Genomic DNA, 21,776 nt, shown 5'->3' with positions numbered 1-21,776 from the left:
TTAATGATTTGATTTTTCCTGCTGAGAAGATATATTTAAGATATGTATTTAGCAATAAATGAGCTGTTTTTTATAAACGCTATACATAGCCGACTCTAAACGGAGAGTTTGAGAATGAGTAAAGCTGTAAAATTGATAGTTGCATCTGTGGCCGGGCTGGTCCTGATTGTGGGCGTGGCAATGGTTCTGGCCGTGATTCTGATTAACCCCAACGATTACAAAGGCGAAATAGCGGATGCTGTGCGCGATAAAACCGGGCGTGAGCTGGGTTTTGAAGGCGATTTGGAGCTTTCGGTCTTTCCCTGGATAGGGGTCCGGACCGGGGGAATATCCCTTTCCAATGCTCCGGGATTTTCCGAGAAAGATATGTTCAGCCTGAAATCGGCAGAGGTCAGCCTCAGATTGCTGCCTTTGATTACCGGCAAGGTTGAACTCGGCAATGTGGATGTTGCCGGATTGCAGCTGTTTTTAATGCGCAATAAAAAAGGCGTCACCAACTGGGATGATCTGGCTGGCGATAAGCAAAAGAATGAGCAGAAAGAAGATAAAGCTTCATCATCCGGCAAATCGCAACTGAATCTTTCCGTGGGCGGGGTAAATATTCAGGATGCCCGTGTGGTCTGGGATGACCGGCAGGAGAATGTGCGTCAGGCCGTGGATGACTGCGATATAATGGTTGACGGTTTTGCACCGGGCAGTCCTTTTGATTTCAAGGTGCATGTTGCACTTTCTTCCACCAAGCCTGAAATCAAGGCGGATATCAATACGTCCGGTAAGGCTTCGCTTTCCGCTGATTTCAAGCAGATCGGCGTTAAAGGTTTAAGTGTTGTTGTGGATGCCACGGGTAAAGCTGTTCCCGGCGGTAAAGGACAGGTCAAGCTTTCCGGTGACGCAGCTGTAGATATGATTAAGGGTGCAGCTGATGTTGCCGGGCTGGTGCTGGAAGCCTACGGCATGAAGGCGGAAGGCTCTCTTGCAGCAGGCGGCTTGAATTCCAAGTCCATGAATTTTTCCGGGGACCTGAATGTTCCCGGATTCAATTTAAAGGAAACTCTGGATAATATGGGTATGGGACTCAAAACAGCGGACAGCAAAGCACTTACTTCCGTTGGGTTGAACTTCAATTACGCCGGTAGTTTCAAGTCTGTTGAAGTGAAGGATCTACAGGTTAATCTGGACGAAACAACCATCAAGGGGCTGTTCTCCTTTGCCAATCCGGACCGCCCGAACATTGTGGCCCAACTGGGCATTGATAAGATTAATGTGGATAATTACCTGCCTCCTGCAGGTGAGGAAAAGGCCGAACCGAAAAAAGAAAAGGGAGCTGAAGCTAAGGCGGAAAAAAGCAAGGAAGGGCTGCTTCCGGTTGAACTGCTGCGCAAGCTGACCCTTAAGGCGGACCTGAATATCAAGCAGCTTATCGCCAAGAAAGCCAGCATCACTGATGTAGTGGGCCGTGCCCGGGCCAAAGATGGGGTGCTGACCGTAAAGCCCGCTTCCTTTAATGTTGCAAAGGGTGCCTTCACTTCTTCTGCTGTGGTTGATGTGCGCGGCAAGACTCCGGTCATGTCCGTGACAGCCGGACTTACCGGGCTGGACGGTGCGAATCTTTCGCAGCAGATGACCGGGGAAGACAAGTTCTCCGGAATGATGAGTTTTAATACCGGGCTGAAAACCCGTGGTAACGACATGAAGACCGTATACGCAAACCTGAACGGCAAGCTTGGCTTCAAGGTGCTGAACGGTTATGTGTCCGGTTTTGACCTGCTCTATCTTGCGGGTGATGCATTCTCCATCCTGACCGGAGGGGCGTTCGGCAAGCGGGATAATAAGCGTACTGAATTCGGAGAGGTTTCCGCCACTGCTAACATCAAGAACGGCATTGCCGATAACCGCGACCTGCTGCTTAAATCCCCGTTGCTGCGGGCCGCCGGAGCAGGACAGCTGAACCTGAATACCATGAAGATTGATTATGCTCTGGATACCAAAGTGGTCGGAACTCTTGAAGGGCAGGGCGGCAAAGGTATGAAGGATCTTGTGGGGCTGACCGTGCCCATGACCATTAAAGGTGATGTCGCTGACCCATCAGTCATGGTTGATCTGCCCCGTTTCGCAGCTATTCTGGCTAAGTCCGGTTTCAAGGTTGCGGGCAGTGTGATCGAGGGTGTGGGTGATGTACTGGAAGGCATCGGCAATACTTTCAGCGGCAAGAAAAAAGTTGGTTCCGGCGAGGAATCCAAGAAGAATCCTGTTCAGGAACTTGGCGGAGCGATTAAAAAGTTGTTTTAATTAAATTGCAATAACAAATAGTTAGATAATTAGGACGGACTGTCTTCTGCGGAAGGCAGTCCGTTTTTATTTTTGCTGACAGAGTCTGGCAGAGAGTGTCCTGTGTAGAGTATAGTCTATATCTAATTAAGTATAACTATATGGAGTTAGATGGATGAGGGAGAATGCACTCTATGATGTTCTGGTTCGCGAAATGAACCATGTGAAATCCGGGATGAAATGTCCTGAAAAGGCTGCTTTGAGTGTGGTGAGTGAATTTGCCCATGAAAGCATTTATGTTTCAAACAGGTTCCTGAAGCATGCCGGGTTGGCTGCAAAGGTGGTTCAACTCAAGGATTATGGCGTGGAAACCTGTGATATTGCCGAGCGGCTGGGAATCAGCAAACGGCATGTGCGCAGGCTGTACGCCTCGCTTAAGAACTGATAACGATTACCGGTGAGGGAAACCAAAATGGCAGACGATTCATTTGGAATCGTCTGCCATTAATTATTAGCTGACATAAACTAATAGGGATTCCAAAGGGGCTTAGTCCCTTTGGCCGCCGGAGGCGAAATCGTCTATCGAAACGCGGAGCGTATCAAAGTTTGCCTTTACTTGGTCCAGTCGAGGATGACCTTACCGGACTGGCCGCTGCGCATCACGTCAAAACCTTTCTGGAAATCGTCGATTTTGAAGTGGTGGGTAATAGCGGGGGTCACGTCAAGGCTGGACTGAAGCATGGAGGCCATCTTGTACCATGTTTCAAACATTTCACGGCCGTAGATGCCTTTGAGTTTCAGACCCTTGAAGACAACCTGGTTCCAGTCAATGGCGGTGTTGTCGGGCAGGATCCCCAGCAGGGCGATGTTGCCGCCGTGGTTCATTTTATCCAGCATTTCGCCGAATGCAGCGGGAGAGCCGGACATTTCAAGACCGACATCAAAACCTTCGGTCATGCCCAGTTCGTTCATGACATCTTCCAGCTTTTCCTTGCTGACGTTCACGGTGCGGGTCGCGCCCATTTTAGCGGCCAGATCAAGGCGGTAGTCGTTGATATCGGTGATGACAATGTGTCTTGCGCCTGCGTGGCGGGCAACGGCAACAGCCATCATGCCGATGGGGCCTGCTCCTGTGATGAGTACGTCTTCGCCTACGAGATCAAAGGAAAGGGCGGTGTGGACCGCGTTTCCAAGGGGATCGAAGATGGAGGCCATGTCGTCGCTGATTGAGTCATCGACTTTGAAAACGTTCACAGCAGGGACACAGACGTATTCCGCAAAGCAGCCGGGGCGGTTGACACCGACACCGATGGTGTTGCGGCAGAGGTGGCGTTTACCGGCGCGGCAGTTGCGGCAGTGTCCGCAGGTAACGTGTCCTTCAGCGGAAACACGGTCACCAAGGGCCAGCCCCTGAACTTCGCCGCCCATTTTTTCAATGGTGCCGACAAATTCGTGACCCACAACCATGGGTACGGGAATGGTCTGCTGAGACCAGCTGTCCCAGTTGTAAATGTGGACATCCGTTCCGCATATGGCGGTTTTCTTTACTTTGATCAGGACATCATTATGGCCGCATTGCGGTACCGGAACCTCTTCCATCCAAATGCCTTCTTCGGCTTTGCTCTTTACGAGGGCTTTCATGGTGCTCATCTTTACTTAGCCTTATAATTATTTGATAATTTCAAGTTCGCGGCCGACTTTAATGAATGCGTCCACGGCTCTGTTGACCTGTTCCGGGGTATGCGCAGCGGACATCTGGGTCCTGATGCGGGCCTGTCCGCGCGGAACGACCGGGAAGCTGAATCCGATTACGTAGATGCCTTCCTTGAGCAGTCCTGCGGCCATTTTCTGAGCCAGCACAGCATCACCGAGCATTACCGGGATGATGGGGTGGTTGCCGGGAACGAGATCGAATCCCGCTTCTTCCATGCGGGTGCGGAAGATGCGGCTGTTTTCGTTGAGGCGTTCACGCAATTCCGGCTTTTCAGCAATCATGTCCAGAACCGCGATGGAAGTGGAGGCGATGACCGGGGCAAGGGTGTTGGAAAAAAGGTAAGGGCGTGATCTCTGGCGCAGCCATTCGATAATTTCCTTACGGCCGGAAGTGTAGCCGCCGGAAGCACCGCCGAGGGCCTTGCCGAGGGTTCCGGTGATGATGTCCACGCGGTCCAGCACTCCGCAGTATTCCGGGGTGCCGCGTCCGTTCTCGCCGATGAAGCCTACGGCGTGGGAATCATCAACCATGACCAGCGCGCCGTATTTGTCGGCCAGGTCACAGACGGATTTGAGGTCGGCAATGATGCCGTCCATGGAAAATACGCCGTCGGTGACGATCAGTTTGTAACGGCAGCCTTCGGCAGCTTTGAGCTGCTCCTCAAGGTCGGCCATGTCGTTGTTCTTGTAACGGAAACGCTGGGCTTTGCAGAGGCGCACACCGTCGATGATGGAAGCGTGGTTAAGAGCATCGCTGATAACCGCGTCTTCATTGGTCAGGATTGTTTCGAAAAGGCCGCCGTTGGCGTCGAAGCAGGAACTGTAAAGAATGGTGTCTTCGGTCTTGAGAAATTCGCTGATTTTATCTTCCAGTGCTTTGTGCACATCCTGTGTTCCGCAGATAAAGCGGACGGAAGAAAGACCGAATCCGTACTTATCGAGGGCTTTTTTGCCTGTATCAATAAGCTCGGGGTTGTTTGCCAGTCCCAGATAGTTGTTGGCGCAGAAATTGAGTACTTCCTGACCGCCCTTTACCGAAATAAGGGCCTGTTGCTGGGATGTTATGATTCTTTCATCTTTGTAAAGGCCGTTTACTTTCAACTCTTCGGTTTGGGCTGAAAGTGCTTGAAGTAAATTATTTTTCATATACGTTTCTCCCGTCCGTAAATAGTGTTGCTACGCGTTATTTAAAAATCAACATACATAATTGTGTCAAGCAAAATTTTAATAATAAATTTTATGCAAAAGTTAAAAAACGCCACAAAATTTTAAAAATAGCTCTTATGAATCAGATATTGACGGATTTGTTATTTTTCTCCTATGTATGTTTCGTTAAATGATAAAAAGTGAATTTATTTTAAGTAAAGGAGATTTCAAGTGAAAGAGCGTCCTCTGGTACTTGATGATGTAGATCGTAAAATTATTGAAGAATTACAGCGTAATGGCCGTGAGTCCTACAAAAATATCGCCCGCAAGCTTGGAGTATCTGATGGTACTGTGCGTCTGCGCACAGAGCGGATGATCAAAAATGACTACTTAAGAATTACTGCTTCTGTTAATCCCCTCTATTTTGAGAACAGCCTTATCGCCATGATCGGCATCAACCTTGAAGAAAGGGCGAATCCGGAAATAATGGAAAAGATTTCCAAAGTTCCCGGAGTTCAGTCTGTAATGAACGTTTCCGGGCGGTTCGACCTGCTGCTGGAAGTTTTTGTTGCCTCCAGAAATGCTTTCCGCCAGTTCCTTGTGGATGATCTCTCCAATATCGGCGGTATCAAGTCTACTGAATCATTCATGTTTCTCGAAGCCGTAAACAAATGGGCTGAACATAAGGAGTAGCATCCTGCTGCTCCTTATTATGGTTTGAGAAATCTGATATTGCCGTTTTTGTAAGGATTGATCTTCAGTTGCCCGTCCGGGCATATTCCACGAAATGCAGGATCATTGCAGTCCACCCTTTTTGACGGGCGGTAACGCCGCTGGTGCAGAAGCTGGATCTTTTGCCTGCGTTTGCGGCGGAACATCTCGTCCACATCCTGAATGTGTTTGCTCCAGCGTTTGTAGGCCCTGTAGGTTACGCTGAGTTTTTCGTAATCAACGGTTTCGTCTTTGCGTCTGATTCCCAGCAGGTTGAGCATTCTGCGGGCAAAGGTTTCTTTGGGTTTGATTTTAATCTTTACCGGCGGATTTATATGTTTTTCGCCGTGTTCATCAGTTTCCTCTCCCCGTTTCCTTTTTTCTTTCACCTTGATGGCGGTAATGGTCTGTTGCAGGTCTTTAATTCTGCGGGACCTCAGTTCTTCAACTGTTTTACCGTTTAGTCCCAGTTGTTGGTAGTCAAGTGAAAGAAAGACATCCCGTCCTGTCCGGAGCACCACCAGATCATAAATTGATGCCATATCAACTTCCGCATACGGCTGGTGGTAGAAAAGTTCTTCCTCAACTTCTTTGATGTCACGCCGGGTATAGTCGATGCTTCCGTTGCGATAGGCCGCAAGGACTGCTTCCAGTGCCGGAGAAGGGCGAACTTCCTCTGCCTTGACAGGCTTTCCGCCGGCCTTGATGATGGCAAGGTCTTCGGCTTTAATGGAATAGTCTGTTTCTGACGGTTTTTTATTCGAATATTCCGGCAGGGTTCCGTTTTTGACCTGTTTGATTATCTTTTTGAGTTCTTCAGAAGGCTCAATTTCGTCGGCTGTGCGTGGTCTGACCTCTTCGCTGCGCGGGATCGGGGCCAGTTTCGGAAGGATGATGTTGGCGTCAGTGGTTTCGCTGTTCTCGAAGTTTTTAAGTTCTAGGTTTATGCGCCCTGATTCATCTTGTAGGGCAGATTTTATGGGGGGCGGGGTAGACAGTGCAGCCCCGGCGGTGTTTACCCACAACAGGATGTGCAGCAAGATGGATATTGCCGTAATTCCTGCTCCGATAGTCGTTGGTCCGGGTGTGTGCCGCCGGGGTGACATATGCAATCCTTGATTGAGGTTGCCGAGGAACCTGTCTCTTTGCTCTTTTATTACAAAAGAATCTTTTATCCTTAAGCATTTTATGTCAATATACGCTAAAGTGGTCATGCTTAAAACTGTTTTTGTCTTATCCCAACGACCTTACTCCGGCGGAGAATATGGCGAAGTTTTTTAAAATACGAAAAGGGCAAGTCCTGCCATACAAGCTTCTTGTGTATATTTTAATCTGCAGCTCCTTTTTTACTATTCTCGGGACAAGTCTGCAGCTGTATATGGAATACCGCAGTGATGTCAGCGAGATCCAGAAAGGGTTCGGGCAGATTGAGCACAGTTACGTGAATACTATTGCAGCCAGCCTGTGGGATATCAATATTGATCACGTTAAGATCCAGCTTGAGGGTGCATTGAAACTGCCGGGGATGAGGTATCTTGAGGTGGTGGAAATGTCTTTCGGTTCTGTTGATCCGGTGGCATTTATAGGTGATGTTCCTGAAGGTACCAATACCATTGAGAAAAATTTTCCGCTAATTCATGTCATAGACGGTAAAAGTGTAGAGGTGGGGCAGCTGCGCGCTGTTGCCGACCTTGATAATGTTTTCAAACGGTTGCGGATGCGCGTTTTTGTGGTCCTGCTTACGCAGGGAGTTAAGACTTTTCTGGTGGCCCTGTTTATCCTCATGATTATCCATTATATGGTCACCCGCCATCTGCAGACCATGGCCGAGTACGCGCAGGAAATGGATATCAGCACCCTTGGCCGTGAACTGGTCCTGAACCGGCGTAAACAGCATGCCAAACCCGATGAAATTGACCGTGTGGCCGAGGCATTCAATGAAATGCGGCTCAACCTGATCAGGGATATTGCCGAGCGCAAAAAAGCCGAGGAGGCCCTGCGCCAGTCCAATATGATTGTGGAAAAAAGTCCCATGGTTCTTTTCAAGTGGAAACATGAAGATAACTGGCCGGTAGAGCTTGTCTCCCAGAATGTGAGTCAGCTCGGATTCAATGCCGATGATTTCATGTCCGGAAAAATCAGGTACGGCGAGGTCATCCATCCTGCGGATATTGCCAAGGTCGAGCAGGAGGTTCAGGGTTTTGTTGAATCCGGGGTGGATCATTTTAATCATGAGTACCGGATAATCGACCCCACAGGCCGAGTGTACTGGATTGCGGACAGCACCGTGATTGTCAGGGATACAGAAGGCGAAGTCAGTTCTTACATGGGCATCACTTTTGATTTTACCGAGAAAAAAGCAGCTGAGAATGAATTGGCCCGGCTGCGTAACCTGCTTAAGAATACCATTGATTCCATGCCCACCATTCTGGTCGGTGTTGATGCCGGTCTGCGTATCAACCAGTGGAACAGATCAGCAGAAGAGGATACCGGGTATACTTATGAGCAGGTTCGGGGGATGCAGCTGCTTGAAGTCTTTCCCCAGTTGAAGAGCGAACTGGATTTGATCAAGGATTCGGTTGAAAATCTGGAAGTCCGGGAAAAGAATAAAGTTCCTTTTAATTCGGACGGACATATACAATACAAGAATATCAAGGTTTATCCCCTGCTGGAAAGTGATGAAGGGCGCGATGCCGTTGTTCTTATCGACGACGTGACCATGAAGTCCCGCCTTGAAGATATGATGATCCAGACCGAGAAAATGATGTCCGTAGGCGGCCTGGCTGCGGGCATGGCGCATGAGATCAACAACCCGCTTGGTGCGGTGCTCTCCGGTGTTCAGGGAACTGAAAGGAGATTCTCACCTTCATTGAAAAAGAATGCCGAAGTTGCTGCTGAGCTGGGGCTGGATTTGAACAAGGTCCATCAATATATGGATCAGCGGGGGATTCTGGGCTATCTGCGTGGCATCAGCGATGCCGGACGCAGGGCTGCTTCCATCGTTCGCAACATGCTTGAGTTCAGCCGCAAGAGCGAATCATCGCGTACTCAGGTTCCGGTCAAGGGGATTCTTGAAAAAGCTCTCAGCCTTGCGGAGAATGACTATGACCTTAAGAAGAAGTACGATTTCAAGGTTATTGAAATCCGCAGGGATTATGAGCAGAGTCTGCCCGCTGTAGGTATTACCGAGACCGAGATAGAACAGGTTTTTTTGAATCTTTTCAAAAATGCCGCACAAGCCATGTCCGAAAAAGAGTATGGAGATGACAGGCCGACCCTGACCCTGCGGACCCGCAAGGACGGGGAATTTGTACGCGTTGAAGTAGAAGATAACGGCCCGGGAATGGATGAAGATGTCCGTAAGAGGGTTTTTGAACCGTTCTACACCACCAAGCGCGTCGGTCTGGGTACCGGGCTTGGGTTATCGGTTTCTTATTTTATCATTACCCGTAACCATGAAGGTGAATTTCTTGTTGAGTCTGAAGAAGGTAAGGGCTCAAAATTTATCATCAGGTTGCCTATTGAAAGCCGGATCAAAGGCGTATGAGCTGATGATTTTTAACTTTTTAAAATAAGCCCCGTTTCTTTCTGGATACGGGGTTTATTTTGTGAAAATTGCTTTTTGGTAAATTATACTTCATATATTTACGCAAATCGACTATGAGGGAGGCGTTCGAAGGAATGGTGTTATATGTAATGTGTGGTGCTTACATTTATTTCAGGTAGAAACTTATCAGGGAGGTTTCTGTGGTGAAGATGAACATTAAGAATAAGCTTATTCTGCTTATTCTGACTGCTGTGCTGCTATGTGCAGGTGGCATGGCATCGATTGCTTTTGTTAAAATGACAGATATGGCCGAGACTGCATTTTCAGAGTCGTCACTCAGCGAATTGCAGCAGGTGGATAATTTTATATCCGAGTTTATGCATGAGGCAGAACTTAATGCTAATTTTTTGGCTGGTGAACCTGCGGTTGTTGAGTCGTTGGGGAATAACCTTAATCTTGTTCAGGATAAATCGCTCGATGCTGTGAAAAGAGAGTGGATGAATGATCAGGGGAAGGCAGCCTTTGACCTTATGGAGAGGATGGTCAAAAGCCATAAAGCTTATGACTTTGCTTTTTATGGGATGGAAGACGGCGGGTTCAATATGTATCCGGAGGACGGTATGCCTTCCGGGTATGATCCGCGGGCAAGGCCGTGGTATACTGAAGCTCTTGCTGCTGCTAACGATACTTCCGTAAGTAAGGCTTATAAGTCCACAACCGGAGTGGCTGTAAGTTCCATTACCGCTAAAATCAGGTCCAATGGCCGGGTTGTCGGTGTGGTCGGTTTTGATATCAACCTTTCCACTCTCACCGATGTTGTTTCGGCAATTAAAATAGGTAAGACCGGCTATATTATTTTAATGGAAGGGGATAACACTATTCTCTCCGATCCGGTCAACAAGGATTACGCTTTTAAACAGGCTGATAAGCTTGATGATCAGGGCATGAAAGATCTGGCCGCAATGAATAATGATTTTGCGCTGGTAAATCTTGGCGGTGAAGATAAATTTGTTAGGGTGTACACTTCCCCGGATCTTGGTTGGAAGCTGGCCTTGCTGATTGATAAATCCGAAATTATGGAAGATGCCTACAGCACTGTGAAAGATACCCTGCTTATGGGGCTTGGAATTGCTGTAGTGCTTTGTCTGTTCGGCTGGCTTGTGGCCCGTTCCATCGCAAATCCTATTCAGATGCTGGTGGGTGCTGCTCAGTCCGTATCCAAAGGTGATTTCGACGCTATTCCTGATGAATCCCGTTTTTCCGGTGAACTGCTTACCCTGCAACAGGCATTGAAAGACATGGTTGTTGAGCTCGGTAAGCTCTTGAAGTCCACCGAAGAGAAGAGTCAGGAGGCCGAGGAACAGACCAGGCTTGCCAAGGATGCTCTGGCCGAGGCCGAAGAGGCCAGAAGTGCCGCAGAAAATGCCAAGCGTGAAGGCATGCTGCAGGCCGCCAACCATCTGGAGCAGATTGTTGATCAGGTTACCAGTGCGTCGCAGGAGCTTTCCGCACAGATTGAACAGTCCCGGGCCGGGGCTGAAGTCCAGAGGGAGCGTTCCGCAGAGGCTGCGACAGCCATGGAAGAGATGAATGCTTCCGTATTTGAAGTCGCCCAGAATGCATCGCAGGCTGCTGAAAGTGCTGACGACGCCCGCAAGCAGGCTGAGGACGGTGGTGGAATTGTCAGCAACGTGATTTCCAGTATCGGCGAGGTTGATCAGGCAACCGGACAGATGGCCGACGGTCTTCATACTCTCGGTCAGCGGGCTGAGGGTATCGGGCAGGTCATGAACGTGATTACCGATATTGCGGATCAGACCAACCTGCTGGCACTTAACGCTGCCATTGAGGCTGCCCGCGCAGGTGAGGCCGGACGCGGTTTTGCCGTAGTTGCCGATGAAGTGCGTAAGCTGGCAGAGAAGACTATGGATGCCACCAAAGAGGTGGGCGATGCCGTGTCCGCAATTCAGTCCGGTACCCGCAACAGTATCAGCGATATGGAAAAAGCTTCAGGGATTGTTGAAAAGAGCACCTCTTATGCTTCAGAGGCCGGTGAATCTCTGTCATCCATTGTGAATATCGTAGAGTCCACAGCGGATCAGGTTAGGGCTATTGCAACTGCTTCCGAAGAGCAGTCTGCCGCATCTGAAGAGATCAACCGCAATACTGATGAGATCAACCGTATTGCAGGGGAGACTTCTCAGGCTATGGATCAGTCTTCACAGGCAGTGCATGAGTTGTCGCGTCTCTCTGAAGAGCTTCAGAATATTATTGATGATCTGAAAAAAGCATAGTCTCGTTCAGATATAACAGTTTAAAGGCCGTTCTTCTCAGGAAGAGCGGCCTTTTTGTGTTAAACAGACTTGAGACTTTTGGGTTACTTATGTGGTGTGACAAGTGTGCAACAGCTGTCAGTGTTTAAAGTTATACGTGTTTTTTCAGAATTAGCTAAAGTGCTTAAAACTGTTGTACTTAATGATATGTTTTATAAAATTAAGTATTGCTTTTGTGTTTATGAAAATGTGCAATTGCATAGCTGCTGATTAATATCTAATATATGCTTGTTTAATATTGTTAATGAATAATATATTGTTGTAGTGCGTGCTTTGTTTCTTGCTATCGGGTAAAAAAGTGGTTAGGTTTCGTTCTCAAAGTGTTAATGCATTTTTGAGGGGAAGTGCATAAGTCCGGCTTTAATCCGAGGGGGAATTTCTATGGTTGCCAGTGTTGGGCTGAAAAGACGTGTTTTGCGAGATGACGTTGTAGAGCATCTCGTAGGCAGCATTTTGAATGGGTTTCTGAAACCCGGAGAAAAGATCGTTGAAACAAGAATTTCGCGCGAGTTGCAGGTCAGTCAGGGCGCGGTCCGGGAGGCGATCCGGGACTTGACCGCCCGCGGTTTTGTTGAAACCGAACCCTACAAAGGCTCACGGGTTAAGATTCTGTCTTCCGGTGAACTTTATGAATATTTTGCAGTCAGGAGTGAGCTGGAACCTTTGGCTCTGGGCTGGGGGTTTGAGCTGGACAGGATTGATGTGGAAAGTCTGGCTGATAACGTTGAAAAGATGTTCTCAGGGGTTGAGCAGAAGGATATGGCTGCCGTAGGGCAGGCTGATCTGGATTTTCACCGGACCATAATGGAGTGTTCCGGCAATGGATCTCTTGTCCGTTCCTGGGAAGCTCTGGCCAACGACTACTGGATGTTCTCTCTGGTCAAGGATCATTTTGAAAAAGGAATGGACCTTGGCACACATGCTCAGGAGCATCAGGATATAGTGGCTGCCATTAACGCCGGGGATCTTGAATTGATGAAAGAGAGGCTTAAGAACCACTTTTCTCTTTAAACTCAATTTTCCGATCCACGGTTCAGCGCATGGCGGCGGCTATTTTTTTATGCTGCCGAAGATATTTGTTCTGCCGGGTGGAGCGGATGAAAGATTTCACTCCCTTCACCCCGCTTGTGTTCGCAGCAATCTGTTTGGCGGTAATTGCTTCATTTACGCTTGCCACCCTGCCCATGAGCACAACGTTGCACTGCACTGATTTTACGGCAATGTTGGCTCCCCATACGGAATTATCATTTAAAAGGGCACTTTTTACTGACGTCTGTATCAGGTAGTCGTCTGTCTTGCCGCATGCGCTTTCATCTTCCGCAAAGAGGTAGGTTGTCAGGGAGTTTACTTTTTTGTTGCTTTTGACGATTTTACGGATGCGCTGGAAATCTTCCTTTTCATCATATTCACCGACCACATAAACATGCCCGTTGTAGGCGTATGTGCTCAGATCCATTATGTTCAGTCCCTTTTCGTTGAGAATGTCGGACTGAATGCTGGTTTCGAGCATTTCGTCTTCTACGATGGTCTGGAATCCGCGTTCATCAGTGCTGATGGAGTAGGCGGTGTATACAGAACTGATTGAAGACGGGATCATCATCGGTCCTGGCAGCGGCGGTAAAAGTACCGAAGCGGAGCATCCGCTCATGCAGGTCAAAGCTGTAAGGGCAAGGCAAATAAGTAGTTTCCGCATCTCGTCATCATCCTTGATTAGAGTTTCTGAGATCAGGAAAAGCAAAAGCTGTGCCGTTTTGTTTTAAACGTATTTAATTAAGAAAATTTAACAGTTTATGGACTCTGTTTTTGTATGTGTGCTCAGACATTATAAGCTCCTGCCAATTTTTTGAAAGTTCTTTTTTCAGCTGCGGATTGTCTTTTATAAACTCGATTTTTGCCGGTAATTCGGCAGGAACGTTAAAAGTGCAATGTTTTAGAAGCTCTTCAGGAAAAATGGACATTCCCGGAGTATAATCACTGAGCAGGAATCCTCCGGTGGCCCAGACATCAAAATTGCGCTGGGTCAGGCCGCAGGGCAGCAGCGGGCTGGTCATATTCAGGCTGATTCCAGCCCCGGAGTAAATCCCCGGAAGTTCGGTAAAATAATCCACCGGGGGGCGCAGGTCAGCGTCGGGCAGGTATTGTTTCCAGCCCTCATCACCGAAAACGGTCAGTTCCTTTCCGGCACTCCGCAGGGCGAGTATCCGCCAGAGCAAACCCGATTGCTCGGTTCTGAATCCGGTGGAACGAACGTCTTTTCCGGGCCAGAATCGGGCGATATTGTCCCGCTTTGCCCACCATTCAAAATTCGGTTTGCTGTCGTTTTCGATTGCCTGCAGGACTGCTTTTTCATCTTCTATATTAAATGTACAGCCGGAGAAAAAATTATCTTTCTTCGGAAAACTGGAGCGGCCTACAAAAACCGTCCGCTCATCAAGCTGCGGACAGGGCTTGATATTCCCGTTGAAAATCGCCGGGTCAGCGGCAAGGGGCAGGTGGCCTACTTTTTTTGCTCCATGATCTTCAAGGGCTTGAATGAACCAGTGGTCGGTTACAAGGGTCGGAACTTCCTGCCAGTAATTTGATTTGATGCCCGAAATGACGTGGAAGGGGTTATCCACCATCCAGACTGCAGCTTTCACCCCGGCTTCGCGGAGCATGAAAAATGTTTCGCCTGCGTTATCCAGTCCGCTGAAGTTTATGCTCAGGAGTATTTCCGGCAGTTCGCCATCCAGCAGGTAGAGCAGGTTTTTGCGCATTGCATCCGGTTCGATAACCCTGTATGTGAAGCCCTCGGCATCGAAGGCGCGGCAGAGTTCCGGCACCAACAGTGAGTCCTCGTTGCCGGGAATCCAGATGGTTCTGCTGCGTTCTTTGCGCATTATTCCGGCCCGCGCCACGGTCAGCTTTGAGAGCAGCGGTTCCCAGAAAGAGGGAAACAAGCGTTTGCCGGGAGTGTACAGGATCACTCTGAATTCTGATAAATCCAATGCTGCGTCCGGGGTGATTTGCGTAAATCCGGTCGGGATTGTATACCCTTCGGGCAGTTGCGCGGCCAGTCCCGGGCATTCCATGTAATATAAATTTTCCGCCTGCGGGAACAGCTGTGTCGCCAATGCCGGATCGGGGCCGAGGCCGAGGAACAGAATATCTCCTGCGCCGCCGAGGTCCTGAAAATATCTCTCGCCTTCGGGAAGAGATTGCGGCTGGCCGGATTCGTTTTTTATACGGATTCTTTCGGGACGCTTCATTGCTTACGATACTTGGCTTGCAGGCCGTAATAAGTTAATTTCCAGACACCTTATAACGCAGTCGGTAGCAAAAGTCTTTTGCGGATCACTGCGAAACATAAATTCAGATTATGAAACAATATCGCGATCATTATTTTAAAAGGGCCAAAAAGGAAAATTATCCCGCCCGTTCCGTATACAAGCTTCAGGAACTGGACAAGCGGTTCAAGGTTTTCGCAAAAGGCCAGAATGTTATGGATCTCGGAGCCGCTCCCGGTTCATGGACCCTTTTTGCCGCCAAGAAGGTCGGGGACAACGGACGCGTGCTGGCAGTGGACATTCAGTCCACTGATACGGTTTTCCCTGAGAACGCAACATTTTTGCAGGCCGACGTATTTGAGGATTCCCCGGAACTGCTGGCTGCCATGGATAAGCAGCTGCCCTATGACCTGATTATCAGCGACATGGCTCCCAAGACAACCGGGGTGAAGTTTGCCGATCAGGCCAATTCTCTTGAGCTTTGCGAACGCGCACGGGATATCGTGCCCAGCAGGCTCAAAAAAGGCGGGCATTTTATCGTTAAAATTTTCGACGGGCCTGACGTGAAAGATTATATCGACTCCCTGCGGAAGATGTTTTCCAAGGTAAAACGGTTTAAGCCGAAGAGTTGCCGCGAAGAAAGCAAAGAGTTCTTCATAGTAGGACTTGGCTTTCGCGGCGGAGAAGAGTAAGAAGGTTGATTCATTATTTGCCTCCGGCGGCCCTGCCGGGGGCCTTAAACCCTTTTCCAAAAGGGTTTAAGAATCCCAAAACGTTTTAGTAGGCTTATTCTTTAGCTTGTTAGGACGGTCTTTGGATAAATAGTTGGCGAAGCCTTAATAAAAGGTTTTGAAGAGTCCAGAGAAACTTTTGCAAAAGTTTCTTTGGCCCCCGGAGGGCCGCCGGAGGCATCATTATATAAATACTGTCCCAGCAAAAAAAATATAAGCCGGGACTTTGATATTCTCAGGAGGAAAAAATGGCCGGACATAGTAAATGGGCTAACATCCAGCACAGAAAAGGTAGACAGGACGCCAAGCGCGGTAAGATTTTCACCAAAATGGCAAAGGACATCATCCTTGCAGCCAAGGGCGGAGGCGATCCGGCAATGAACCCCTCCCTGCGTCTTGCCATTTCCAAGGCGAAGGGCGTGAACATGCCCAACGACAAGATCGATACCGCCATCAAAAAAGGTACCGGCGAACTGGCCGGTGGCGATATTTCCGAAGTCATGTACGAAGGTTACGGCCCCGGCGGTGTAGCTGTGCTCATCGAAGCAGCCACCGACAACAAGAACCGTACTGTTGCCGAAGTGCGTCACGCCCTTGGTAAAGGCGGCGGCTCCATGGGTGAAGCAGGCTGCGTTGCATGGATGTTTGATAAAAAAGGCGTCATGGTTTTTGATGCTGAAAAGTACACCGAAGACCAACTGCTGGAAATCGGCCTTGAAGGCGGTGCAGAGGACGTAATCGCTGAAGACGATTCCCTCGAAGTACACTGCATGCCCGAAGATTTTACTGAAGTTCAGAAGGCTTTTGAGGCAGCCGAGTGCGAAGCCAAAAGCTCCGATCTCGCTTACGTGCCCAAGAACCTTGTTGAAGTTGACGTACCCACTGCCAAGAAGCTCATGAACCTCATGGAAAAGCTGGAAGACAACGACGACGTACAGAATGTACACGTCAACGCTGACTTCCCCGATGAGCTCATGGCTGAAATGGAAGACTAGATGGGTGAATCCGGTATTGTAATCATCGGCATTGACCCCGGAACCCGCGTTACCGGATACGGAATAGTGCGTGAGCTTTCCGGTCAGGTAACTTTAGTGGATGCCGGGACAATCCGCACCAATACCAAAAAGCCCATGTGCTCGCGGCTGGGGGAGATTTATTCCCGCATCGCAGAGCTTATAAAAGACCATTCACCGGACGAGGCGGCAATCGAAAATGCGTTTGTCGCCTCCAATCCGGCTTCGGCCCTCAAGCTGGGGCAGGCCCGTGGTGCGGCCATGGCTGCCTGTGCTGTCTCCGGCCTTGTTGTTTCGGGGTACGAACCCACCAAGGTCAAGAGTAACCTTGTGGGCAGCGGACGGGCCGATAAGTCTCAGGTCGCTTTCATGGTGGAGCGTATCCTCGGTGTGAAGAACACCAAGTGGGCCAACGATACCACCGATGCGCTGGGCATTGCGATCTGCCATCTCAATGAACGAAGATTCGCAAAGGTAGCCGGAAGATGATCGCCTATATCCACGGTAAGCTGCTTGAGGCCACAGACAAATCCTGCATCATCCTCACTCCCGGTGGAGTGGGCTATGAACTTTTCCTGACCCTCACCGCAATCTCCACCCTGCCGGAATCCGGTTCGGATGTGACCTTTTATGTTCACTCCGTGATTCGTGAGGACGCTTTCGATCTTTACGGTTTCCCCTGTTTTGATGACCGCGAAGTTTTCCGCACCCTTATTTCCGTGGACCGTCTCGGTCCCAAAAAGGCCTTGGCCATCCTTTCCCAGTTCGGCCCCAAGGACTTGCAGGATTTAGTCTTCCGCGAGGATGTGAAGACCCTGTCCATCGTTCCCGGTATCGGACCCAAGTCCGCACGACAGATTCTCTGGTCCCTGAAGGACAAGATGGAAAATCTCAAATCCGCCACCGTGCGCAGCGGTGCCTGCCCGGTTGAAGGTGACCGCAGTGAATTCCTCGACGCCCTTTCCGGTCTGCGCAACCTCGGTTACGGGGATGAGGAAGTGCGCGAAATCCTCAAGGAAATCTTCGAAGAGGAACCTGATCTTGACGCCGGTGGAGCTATCCGCGTAGCTTTGAAAAAGATTTCCCAGAACAAATAATTTTTCAGCAGGAAGCACCGGAATATGATGGAAAACAACGGTTCAGACGATCACATCAGACCGCAACGCTTGGCCGATTTTATCGGTCAGGACGATCTACGCGATAACCTAGATGTCTTCATTCAAGCTGCGCGCGGGCGCGGCAATGCCATGGACCACGCCCTTTTCTACGGCAACCCCGGTCTGGGTAAAACAACCCTCGCCCGGATCATCGCATCCGAGCTGGGAGTCAATCTCATTTCCACATCCGGTCCTGTTCTGGAGCGCAGCGGAGACCTCGCCGCCATCCTGACCAACCTTTCGCGCAACGACATACTTTTCATCGATGAAATCCACCGTGTGCCCGCCAACGTAGAGGAAGTGCTCTACCCGGCCATGGAGGATTTCAACCTCGACCTGATCATCGGGCAGGGACCTGCCGCCCGCACCGTAAAGATTGACCTTGAGCCGTTCACTCTGGTGGGTGCCACAACCCGCCTCGGACTGCTCACCTCACCGCTTCGTGACCGTTTCGGCTGCATTTTTCGCTTGGAATTCTATTCCCCGGAAGAGTTGGCCCGCATCGTCACCCGCGCCGCCAGAATCTTTGACCTCAAGGTCACCGACGAAGGCGCGCTCATCATCGGCAAGCGTTCCAGAGGCACACCGCGTATCGCCAACCGTCTCCTGCGCAGGGTGCGTGATTTCGCCACCGTGCATGGTGACGGGGTAGTAACAGGCGAACTGGCTGACATGGCCCTGAACAAGCTGGATGTCGATCCGTTGGGTCTCGATTACATGGACCGTAAAATCCTGACCATCTTGATCGACCAGTTCGGTGGCGGTCCCGTGGGTGTAAAGACCATCGCCGTGGCCTGTTCCGAGGAAGTACGGACCATTGAGGATATTTACGAGCCTTACCTGATCCAGTGCGGTTTTCTGAAGCGAACCCCTAGAGGGCGCGTTGCTACTGCCCGGGCTTATCAGCATTTGCAGAAGGTTGCGTCCAGTCGTGATGCCGGGGGGCAGGGGAGTTTGTTTTAGGGTATCTAGGGTAAATTTATAGTTTGAATTGCAAAGCCTGTTCGGGGCTTTGCTTTTTTTTCGCGGAGAGTAAATGTCCATAAGGTTAAAATTAATAATGGCGGTGGCCGCTATTCTGGTTGGCGCATTCGTTCTTATCAGTTTGTTCAACTACAATGTTTCACGCAAAAATATTCATGATGAGATCGTCTATTCCGCCTTGCCACTGACTCGCGATAACATATATTCGGAAATTCAGTCCGGGATCATGCGTCCTGTTTTTGTTTCATCACTCATGGCGAACGATACCTTTCTTCAGGATTGGACAGCTTATGGAGAGAAAAATCCGGATGCTGTTCAGCGTTATTTGAATGAAATCAAAGAAGAGTACGGTTTTTTCAGTGCTTTTTTTGTCTCAGCCAGTACCAGGAAATATTATCATCCCGGTGGGGTTCTGAAGAAGGTTTCCGAACAGGACAGGCACGATGTCTGGTTTTATGATTTTATTGAGTCCGGTGAAAAATATGATCTGGATGTTGATACCAACGAGGTAGCGGATAATATTCTGACCGTTTTTATTAATCACAGAGTTGAAGGCAAAGACGGCAAGTTTCTAGGAGTTGCCGGTGTTGGCCTTAATATGGATAAGGTTTCAAAGCTTTTGGATAGTTTTTCAAAGAAGTACTCCAAAGAGATTTTTCTGGTTGATTTAGACGGTGTGATCCAGATGCACAGTAATGTGCATTTGATCGAAAAGGCAAATATTAAAGATTTGCCGGGTATTGAAACAGTTGCCCATAAGCTGTTGGCCTCCAATAGCGAACCGGCGATATTTGAGTTTTCTGTAGATGGAGACAAGAAATATTTGACCACTCGCTATATTCCTGAATTCGAATGGATTCTTGTCGTTCAGCAGAGTGAAAACGCAGCTCTTGGAACTGCCCGCGATAACCTGTCCCGAACTCTGCTTGTTGGTGGGGGCGCGACCCTGCTGATTCTTTTCTTGAGCATTCTGACTATTAACCATTTTCAAATACGTCTGGAAAAGCAGGCCGGAACAGATGCCCTGACCGGAGTTGCCAACCGCCGTTTGTTTGAACAGCGGTTTGATGCTGCAATGGCTAATTTTCGTAGGAAAGGAAATCCATTTTCGCTTATTCTGCTTGATATTGATGATTTTAAGAACATCAATGATCTCTGTGGACATCTTAAAGGCGATACCATCATTAAAGATACTTCACGTGCCATCAGTTCAGCTATCCGCAATGATGACTTTTGCGCCCGTTGGGGCGGAGATGAGTTCATCATTTTGGTGGACGGGAAAATGTCCATAGCCATGAACGTGGCAGAACGCATTCGCTCTTCTGTTTACAACAGCTACAAATGCAATAACGTTTCTCCCGCAGCTGACGAAATTAAGATCACAGTCAGTTGCGGTGTGTCCGAGTTTCAGGATGGAGATACCCTTGATTCGTTTGCACTGCGTGCTGATAAAGCTATGTATGAATCAAAAGTGCAGGGTAAGGATCGGGTTGCTGGGGGGTAGGGGAGTTTGTTTTAGGGTAAGGTTGGGTTTGATATTCAAATAGAAAAGGCTGGTTTTCGTGTAGAAAACCAGCCTTTAATTATTTTGAAGACGGTATCTGTAGTAGCGGCAATAGAACAGGAGTAAACCCTAGTCTTGCCGACAAAGCGAAGGCGTGCTCTCTCAAATAAGGGTATAGTAGCAATGGAGCATTATGCCGTGCCCAATGGTCTATATGTTCAATATCAAATTGTTCTGTGTCTACTTCAAAATGACCTATTAATTCAACTTTTAACGCAAAAGGAGGATTTTCTTGATTGCATTTCTCTGTACCGATCTCAATGTTCACACCTACTGAAATTGATCTTTCTTCTTTATCAAATTCAGAGTGACCAAATTCAAAAGAAAATGAATCCCCATCAGCCTGAACATTAGGCTCAGGAAAAGCGAAAGCTTCAGCTTCAAGTTTTTTGACACCAACTGAAACAAGCTGAATAGGGTGAACCTTCATGTCTGACATATTATAATCCTTATGCGGCCTTAGCGTACTCAGCGCAGTCAAAACAACTATGCTTAAAGTCAAATGCTTCAAAGACAATATCATCAAATGCGCTGGATGAACTTGAATTTCTAGTTTGTCCCTTGTATCTGTTTAAAAGGGATACATGAATATTGCTATAGAATTCATAATCTGTTTCGATTAAATTCTTTTCGAACACTTCGTTGGTCATTCCATCGAAGTGTTCGTCAATTAATCCCTTAAGGTATTCAAACGTAAGATTTGTCATGAAATACCTCCTTTAGCTTCTTGCAATTCTAAAATATTTTTTTGCTCTCTGACGCAAATATAAATTTCATTCTTACGGGGAATGACTCCATTTTTAACTAGAGGATTATGATACCCTTTACGAAATCCTTTCGGAATGGAGCACCTTACCGTTTCTATTTGCGTGCATATTTTTTCTACCATATAATTTATCACAAAGGCATCGGTCATGTCGCGTCCTTTGCCCATATATTCAAGTTGGCTTTTTAAGTGGGTAAAAGCCATTTCGTGTTCTGCGTTATGAAGATCAAAACACGAGCCAAGTTGAATTTTAGCTTGAATAACGGTGATATCTATGCCGTGTTTATTTTCAGCCCAATCAATAGCGGATTTTTTTGACGCTTCGTAAAAATAAACACCCTTACCCAAAAAAGATTTATCATCACTTTCAACGAAGGTTTGAGTCCTTAAAATTTCCTCTGCGGCTTTAGCTGAAGTGCCGTGAAAAGCGTCAGGGATAATTTTATCGGTGAATTCGAAATTTAAAATACTCATTGCCTCGCAATTTTGAACAGTCTTAATGAAAATTGTCCAAAAAATAGTGGGTAAGCTTTCCGCTAATTGGTTCGTCTGCAAAAGTAAATAAAAATGTTGATTA

The 21,776-nt window shown here is 48.4% G+C and carries 20 protein-coding genes; 12 read left to right on the top strand and 8 right to left on the bottom strand.

From position 1 onward, the window contains the following. The first annotated feature begins 114 nt into the window (after positions 1 to 114). Both FMR86_RS02925 and FMR86_RS02920 read left to right on the top strand, forming a co-directional pair. Positions 115 to 2,289 carry an AsmA family protein gene (locus FMR86_RS02925; protein ID WP_163349582.1) on the top strand — a complete coding sequence of 725 codons (2,175 nt, stop codon included), beginning with the start codon at positions 115 to 117 and terminating at the stop codon, positions 2,287 to 2,289. Between the two features lie 154 nt (positions 2,290 to 2,443). Continuing rightward, entirely contained in the window at positions 2,444 to 2,713 is a 270-nt protein-coding gene (locus FMR86_RS02920; protein ID WP_163349581.1) for a helix-turn-helix domain-containing protein, read from the top strand. Positions 2,714 to 2,880: 167 nt separating this feature from the next. Here the strand turns inward: FMR86_RS02920 and tdh are convergent, their stop codons facing one another. Both tdh and FMR86_RS02910 read right to left on the bottom strand, forming a co-directional pair. Continuing rightward, positions 2,881 to 3,909 carry an L-threonine 3-dehydrogenase gene (tdh, locus tag FMR86_RS02915; protein WP_163349775.1) on the bottom strand — a complete coding sequence of 343 codons (1,029 nt, stop codon included), beginning with the start codon at positions 3,907 to 3,909 and terminating at the stop codon, positions 2,881 to 2,883. A 27-nt stretch (positions 3,910 to 3,936) separates the two neighbouring features. Then, positions 3,937 to 5,127 carry a glycine C-acetyltransferase gene (locus FMR86_RS02910; protein ID WP_163349580.1) on the bottom strand — a complete coding sequence of 397 codons (1,191 nt, stop codon included), beginning with the start codon at positions 5,125 to 5,127 and terminating at the stop codon, positions 3,937 to 3,939. A gap of 231 nt (positions 5,128 to 5,358) precedes the next feature. Here FMR86_RS02910 and FMR86_RS02905 point away from each other — a divergent pair, with 231 nt between their 5' ends. Then, a complete protein-coding gene (locus FMR86_RS02905) occupies positions 5,359 to 5,820 on the top strand; it encodes an Lrp/AsnC family transcriptional regulator (protein WP_163349579.1) in 462 nt (153 codons plus the stop codon). A gap of 17 nt (positions 5,821 to 5,837) precedes the next feature. Here the strand turns inward: FMR86_RS02905 and FMR86_RS02900 are convergent, their stop codons facing one another. Then, positions 5,838 to 6,944, bottom strand: coding sequence for a hypothetical protein (locus tag FMR86_RS02900; RefSeq protein ID WP_163349578.1), 1,107 nt, complete (start codon positions 6,942 to 6,944; stop codon positions 5,838 to 5,840). Positions 6,945 to 7,216: 272 nt separating this feature from the next. On the opposite strand from FMR86_RS02900, the gene FMR86_RS02895 reads away from it, so the two are divergent. The 3 genes from FMR86_RS02895 (at position 7,217) to FMR86_RS02885 (ending at position 12,729) form a co-directional block, all read left to right on the top strand. Continuing rightward, positions 7,217 to 9,385: an ATP-binding protein gene (locus tag FMR86_RS02895; RefSeq protein WP_239057125.1), complete on the top strand. Its 2,169-nt coding sequence runs from the start codon at positions 7,217 to 7,219 to the stop codon at positions 9,383 to 9,385. Positions 9,386 to 9,594: 209 nt separating this feature from the next. After that, positions 9,595 to 11,679 carry a methyl-accepting chemotaxis protein gene (locus FMR86_RS02890; protein ID WP_163349576.1) on the top strand — a complete coding sequence of 695 codons (2,085 nt, stop codon included), beginning with the start codon at positions 9,595 to 9,597 and terminating at the stop codon, positions 11,677 to 11,679. Positions 11,680 to 12,099: 420 nt separating this feature from the next. Continuing rightward, entirely contained in the window at positions 12,100 to 12,729 is a 630-nt protein-coding gene (locus FMR86_RS02885; RefSeq protein ID WP_163349575.1) for a GntR family transcriptional regulator, read from the top strand. Between the two features lie 22 nt (positions 12,730 to 12,751). Here the strand turns inward: FMR86_RS02885 and FMR86_RS02880 are convergent, their stop codons facing one another. Both FMR86_RS02880 and FMR86_RS02875 read right to left on the bottom strand, forming a co-directional pair. Next, on the bottom strand, positions 12,752 to 13,411 hold the full coding sequence (locus tag FMR86_RS02880; protein ID WP_239057124.1) for a BON domain-containing protein: 660 nt from the start codon (positions 13,409 to 13,411) through the stop codon (positions 12,752 to 12,754). 73 nt (positions 13,412 to 13,484) lie between these two features. After that, positions 13,485 to 14,966, bottom strand: a complete 1,482-nt coding sequence (locus FMR86_RS02875; RefSeq protein WP_163349574.1) for a glycosyltransferase — start codon at positions 14,964 to 14,966, stop codon at positions 13,485 to 13,487. 110 nt (positions 14,967 to 15,076) lie between these two features. On the opposite strand from FMR86_RS02875, the gene FMR86_RS02870 reads away from it, so the two are divergent. The 6 genes from FMR86_RS02870 to FMR86_RS02845 all read left to right on the top strand — a co-directional run bounded on the left by FMR86_RS02870 (position 15,077) and on the right by FMR86_RS02845 (position 20,373). Next, positions 15,077 to 15,676 (top strand): RlmE family RNA methyltransferase, encoded by a 600-nt coding sequence (locus tag FMR86_RS02870; protein WP_163349573.1) that lies wholly within the window; start codon positions 15,077 to 15,079, stop codon positions 15,674 to 15,676. Between the two features lie 287 nt (positions 15,677 to 15,963). Beyond that, positions 15,964 to 16,710, top strand: coding sequence for a YebC/PmpR family DNA-binding transcriptional regulator (locus FMR86_RS02865; protein ID WP_163349572.1), 747 nt, complete (start codon positions 15,964 to 15,966; stop codon positions 16,708 to 16,710). Further along, complete coding sequence (gene ruvC, locus FMR86_RS02860) at positions 16,711 to 17,217, top strand: crossover junction endodeoxyribonuclease RuvC (protein WP_163349571.1); 507 nt, start codon at positions 16,711 to 16,713, stop codon at positions 17,215 to 17,217. Next, a complete protein-coding gene (ruvA, locus tag FMR86_RS02855; RefSeq protein WP_163349570.1) occupies positions 17,214 to 17,825 on the top strand; it encodes a Holliday junction branch migration protein RuvA in 612 nt (203 codons plus the stop codon). The genes ruvC and ruvA overlap by 4 nt, the downstream gene beginning before the upstream one ends. 24 nt (positions 17,826 to 17,849) lie before the next feature. Further along, positions 17,850 to 18,848 (top strand): Holliday junction branch migration DNA helicase RuvB, encoded by a 999-nt coding sequence (gene ruvB, locus FMR86_RS02850; protein WP_163349569.1) that lies wholly within the window; start codon positions 17,850 to 17,852, stop codon positions 18,846 to 18,848. A 73-nt stretch (positions 18,849 to 18,921) separates the two neighbouring features. After that, positions 18,922 to 20,373: a sensor domain-containing diguanylate cyclase gene (locus tag FMR86_RS02845; RefSeq protein ID WP_163349568.1), complete on the top strand. Its 1,452-nt coding sequence runs from the start codon at positions 18,922 to 18,924 to the stop codon at positions 20,371 to 20,373. A 79-nt stretch (positions 20,374 to 20,452) separates the two neighbouring features. Here FMR86_RS02845 and FMR86_RS02840 read toward each other — a convergent pair whose 3' ends face one another. The 3 genes from FMR86_RS02840 to FMR86_RS02830 are packed head-to-tail and all read right to left on the bottom strand — an operon-like array spanning position 20,453 to position 21,673. Then, a complete protein-coding gene (locus FMR86_RS02840) occupies positions 20,453 to 20,872 on the bottom strand; it encodes a protein-export chaperone SecB (RefSeq protein WP_163349567.1) in 420 nt (139 codons plus the stop codon). A gap of 10 nt (positions 20,873 to 20,882) precedes the next feature. Further along, complete coding sequence (locus FMR86_RS02835) at positions 20,883 to 21,140, bottom strand: hypothetical protein (RefSeq protein ID WP_163349566.1); 258 nt, start codon at positions 21,138 to 21,140, stop codon at positions 20,883 to 20,885. Continuing rightward, positions 21,137 to 21,673 carry a hypothetical protein gene (locus FMR86_RS02830; RefSeq protein WP_163349565.1) on the bottom strand — a complete coding sequence of 179 codons (537 nt, stop codon included), beginning with the start codon at positions 21,671 to 21,673 and terminating at the stop codon, positions 21,137 to 21,139. The genes FMR86_RS02835 and FMR86_RS02830 overlap by 4 nt, the downstream gene beginning before the upstream one ends. Positions 21,674 to 21,776 lie beyond the last annotated feature (103 nt).

This window comes from Desulfovibrio sp. JC010, from assembly GCF_010470675.1.
GTDB lineage: Bacteria > Desulfobacterota > Desulfovibrionia > Desulfovibrionales > Desulfovibrionaceae > Maridesulfovibrio.
The sequence above is the reverse complement of the archived record's forward strand: the minus strand, read 5'-3'. Positions and strand labels throughout refer to the sequence as shown.

Bases quoted from the DNA above. Each gene is read 5' to 3' on its own strand.
- FMR86_RS02925 (WP_163349582.1), top strand. From the start codon at position 115: ATGAGTAAAGCTGTAAAATTGATAGTTGCATCTGTGGCCGGGCTGGTC.
- FMR86_RS02920 (WP_163349581.1), top strand. From the start codon at position 2,444: ATGAGGGAGAATGCACTCTATGATGTTCTGGTTCGCGAAATGAACCAT.
- tdh (WP_163349775.1), bottom strand. From the start codon at position 3,909: ATGAAAGCCCTCGTAAAGAGCAAAGCCGAAGAAGGCATTTGGATGGAA.
- FMR86_RS02910 (WP_163349580.1), bottom strand. From the start codon at position 5,127: ATGAAAAATAATTTACTTCAAGCACTTTCAGCCCAAACCGAAGAGTTG.
- FMR86_RS02900 (WP_163349578.1), bottom strand. From the start codon at position 6,944: ATGTCACCCCGGCGGCACACACCCGGACCAACGACTATCGGAGCAGGA.
- FMR86_RS02895 (WP_239057125.1), top strand. From the start codon at position 7,217: ATGGAATACCGCAGTGATGTCAGCGAGATCCAGAAAGGGTTCGGGCAG.
- FMR86_RS02890 (WP_163349576.1), top strand. From the start codon at position 9,595: ATGAACATTAAGAATAAGCTTATTCTGCTTATTCTGACTGCTGTGCTG.
- FMR86_RS02885 (WP_163349575.1), top strand. From the start codon at position 12,100: ATGGTTGCCAGTGTTGGGCTGAAAAGACGTGTTTTGCGAGATGACGTT.
- FMR86_RS02880 (WP_239057124.1), bottom strand. From the start codon at position 13,411: ATGCGGAAACTACTTATTTGCCTTGCCCTTACAGCTTTGACCTGCATG.
- FMR86_RS02875 (WP_163349574.1), bottom strand. From the start codon at position 14,966: ATGAAGCGTCCCGAAAGAATCCGTATAAAAAACGAATCCGGCCAGCCG.
- FMR86_RS02870 (WP_163349573.1), top strand. From the start codon at position 15,077: ATGAAACAATATCGCGATCATTATTTTAAAAGGGCCAAAAAGGAAAAT.
- FMR86_RS02865 (WP_163349572.1), top strand. From the start codon at position 15,964: ATGGCCGGACATAGTAAATGGGCTAACATCCAGCACAGAAAAGGTAGA.
- ruvC (WP_163349571.1), top strand. From the start codon at position 16,711: ATGGGTGAATCCGGTATTGTAATCATCGGCATTGACCCCGGAACCCGC.
- ruvA (WP_163349570.1), top strand. From the start codon at position 17,214: ATGATCGCCTATATCCACGGTAAGCTGCTTGAGGCCACAGACAAATCC.
- ruvB (WP_163349569.1), top strand. From the start codon at position 17,850: ATGATGGAAAACAACGGTTCAGACGATCACATCAGACCGCAACGCTTG.
- FMR86_RS02845 (WP_163349568.1), top strand. From the start codon at position 18,922: ATGTCCATAAGGTTAAAATTAATAATGGCGGTGGCCGCTATTCTGGTT.
- FMR86_RS02840 (WP_163349567.1), bottom strand. From the start codon at position 20,872: ATGTCAGACATGAAGGTTCACCCTATTCAGCTTGTTTCAGTTGGTGTC.
- FMR86_RS02835 (WP_163349566.1), bottom strand. From the start codon at position 21,140: ATGACAAATCTTACGTTTGAATACCTTAAGGGATTAATTGACGAACAC.
- FMR86_RS02830 (WP_163349565.1), bottom strand. From the start codon at position 21,673: ATGAGTATTTTAAATTTCGAATTCACCGATAAAATTATCCCTGACGCT.